At 56.0% G+C, this 1323-nt stretch carries 1 rRNA gene; it reads right to left on the bottom strand.

Going from position 1 to position 1323, the window contains the following annotated elements:
* A 23S ribosomal RNA gene (locus tag K7P76_RS32970) occupies positions 1 to 1323 on the bottom strand; the annotation flags it as partial.

The following is a 1323-nucleotide window of genomic DNA, read 5'->3' as shown; positions in this document are numbered from 1 at the left end:
CCGCGCTTCCACCCCGAGCCTATCAACCTGGTGTTCTTCCAGGGGTCTTACGAATTGGGAAATCTCATCTTGAGGCAGGCTTCGCGCTTAGATGCTTTCAGCGCTTATCCCTTCCGCACTTGGCTACCCAGCGATGCTCCTGGCGGAACAACTGGTACACCAGCGGTGCGTCCATCCCGGTCCTCTCGTACTAAGGACAGCCCCTCTCAAATTTCCTACGCCCGCGACAGATAGGGACCGAACTGTCTCACGACGTTCTGAACCCAGCTCGCGTACCGCTTTAATGGGCGAACAGCCCAACCCTTGGGACCTACTTCAGCCCCAGGATGCGATGAGCCGACATCGAGGTGCCAAACCTCCCCGTCGATGTGGACTCTTGGGGGAGATAAGCCTGTTATCCCCAGGGTAGCTTTTATCCGTTGAGCGATGGCCCTTCCATTCGGTACCACCGGATCACTAAGTCCGACTTTCGTCCCTGCTCGACTTGTAGGTCTCGCAGTCAAGCTCCCTTATGCCTTTGCACTCTGCGCGCGATTTCCAACCGCGCTGAGGGAACCTTAGAGCGCCTCCGTTACGCTTTAGGAGGCGACCGCCCCAGTCAAACTGTCCGCCTGACACGGTCCCTCTACCGGGTCACGGTAGTAGGTTAGAACTCCGATACGATCAGGGTGGTATCCCAACGGCGCCTCCAATGAAGCTTGCGCTCCACCTTCATCGGCTCCCACCTATCCTGTACAGACCGTACCAAAGTTCAATATCAAGCTACAGTAAAGCTCCATGGGGTCTTTCCGTCACGTCGCGGGTAACCTGCATCTTCACAGGTACTAAAATTTCACCGGATCTCTCGTTGAGACAGCGCCCAAGTCGTTACGCCATTCGTGCGGGTCAGAATTTACCTGACAAGGAATTTCGCTACCTTAGGACCGTTATAGTTACGGCCGCCGTTTACTGGGGCTTCAATTCATAGCTTCGCCTTGCGGCTAACCACTCCTCTTAACCTTCCAGCACCGGGCAGGCGTCAGCCCGTATACTTCGCCTTGCGGCTTCGCACAGACCTGTGTTTTTGCTAAACAGTCGCTTGGGCCTCTTCACTGCGGCCCCCTCGTGCTATTCACACTACCGGGGCACCCCTTCTCCCGAAGTTACGGGGTCATTTTGCCGAGTTCCTTAACGAGAGTTCTTCCGCGCGCCTTAGAATTCTCATCTCGCCCACCTGTGTCGGTTTACGGTACGGGCACCTTCTCCTGGCTAGAGGCTTTTCTTGGCAGCGTGGGTACATGACCTTCGGTACTGTGATTTTCCCTCCCCGTCACAGCTTGAGGT

The organism is Cohnella silvisoli, assembly GCF_021190915.1.
In the GTDB taxonomy this organism is placed as follows: Bacteria; Bacillota; Bacilli; order Paenibacillales; family Paenibacillaceae; genus Cohnella; species Cohnella silvisoli.
The sequence above is the reverse complement of the archived record's forward strand: the minus strand, read 5'-3'. Positions and strand labels throughout refer to the sequence as shown.